Below are 1,490 nucleotides of genomic sequence, written 5' to 3'. Positions count from 1 at the left end.
GTGATGTGCAGCGGGGATCCCGATGGGGGTGATGACATCGTCTGGCTCCCTGAGGGATGAGCTCGGTGGGGTGGGTGACGCTCGGCCGGCGGCGGCCCGGCCGGTGACTGCTCGGTCGGCCGGGGCCCGGCCGGTGACTGCTCGGTGGGCCCGGCCGGTGCTTCTCGGTGGGTCCGGCCGGTGACTGCTCGGTGCTCAGTCGGTGGCGGCGAAGACCAGTTCGCCGTCGATGTACGTGCGCAGCACGCGGGTGTCGGCGATCTCCATCGGGGGGTGGGCGAAGGGATCGCGGTCGAGGACCACGAGGTCCGCGTACTTGCCCTCCTCGACGGTGCCGGTGACCTCGTCGAGGTGGTTCACCCAGGCGCTGCCCGTGGTGTAGGCGGTGAGGGCCTGGGAGAGGGTCAGGGCCTGCTCGGGGAAGAAGGGCGGCATCGGTTCGAAGGTCCCGGGCGAGTTGGGGGCCTCGTCGGGTACGGAGCGGTTGACGGCGACGTGGATGCCCCACAGCGGGTTGGGGCTGCTGACCGACCAGTCGCTGCCCGCGACCAGGCGGGCTCCGGCGCGCTGGAGGTCGCCGAACGGGTACTGGAGCCGGGCCCGTTCCGGTCCGAGGAAGGGGATCGTGAGCTCGTCCATCTGCGGTTCGTGCGCGGCCCACAGGGCCTGGATGTTGGCGGCCGCGCCCAGGTCCGCGAACCGGGCGATGTCGTCGGGGTGGACGATCTGCAGGTGTGCGAGGTGGTGGCGGTTGTCGTTGGCGCCGTTGACGGCGCGGGCGTCTTCCAGGGCGTCGAGCACCTCGCGCACGGCCCGGTCCCCGAGTGCGTGGAAGTGGATCTGGAAGCCCGCGCGGTCGAGGATGGACACCGCGGCGGTGAGCACCAGCGGGTCGATGAAGCTGAGCCCCGAGTTGCCGGTGGCGCAGCCGCAGCCGTCGAGGTAGGGCTCCAGCATGCCCGCCGTGAAGTTCTCGGCGATGCCGTCCTGCATGATCTTGACGCTGGTGGCGTTGAAGCGGCCGACCTGCCCGGTGCGGCGGCGCTCCTCGATGTCGGGTATCTGCTCCAGGCCGCGTTCGCGGTCCCACCACAGGGCGCCGACGACGCGTGCGCGCAGGGAGCCCTCGCGTGCGGCGCGCAGGTAGACGTCGAAGTTGTCGGGGTTGCCGGGGAAGGCGCCGATCATGGCGTCCTGCCAGCTGGTGACCCCGAGGGAGAGCAGGTGCTCCTGCGCGGCGAGCAGGCCTGCGAGCGCCTCGTCCGGCGTCGCGATGGGCACGTGCTGTGCGACCAGCTCGACGGCTCCCTCCTGGAGGGTGCCGGCCGGGCTTCCGTCGGCCTCGCGCTCGATCCGGCCGTCGGCCGGGTCGGGGGTGGTGGCGTCGACTTCTGCGATCTCCAGCGCCCGGGTGTTGACCCAGGCTCCGTGGCCGTCCCGGTTGGTGAGCAGGACGGGCCGGTCCGCGACCACCGCGTCGAGCATGGCGC

At 72.1% G+C, this 1,490-nt stretch carries 1 protein-coding gene; it reads right to left on the bottom strand.

From position 1 onward, the window contains the following. Positions 1 to 195 precede the first annotated feature (195 nt). A partial coding sequence (locus ACWGDE_RS38890) for an amidohydrolase (RefSeq protein WP_453393808.1) occupies positions 196 to 1,490 on the bottom strand: 1,295 nt, incomplete at its 5' end.

This window comes from Streptomyces sp. NPDC054956 (genome assembly GCF_053609185.1).
This window is presented reverse-complemented; position numbering and strand designations above follow the sequence as displayed.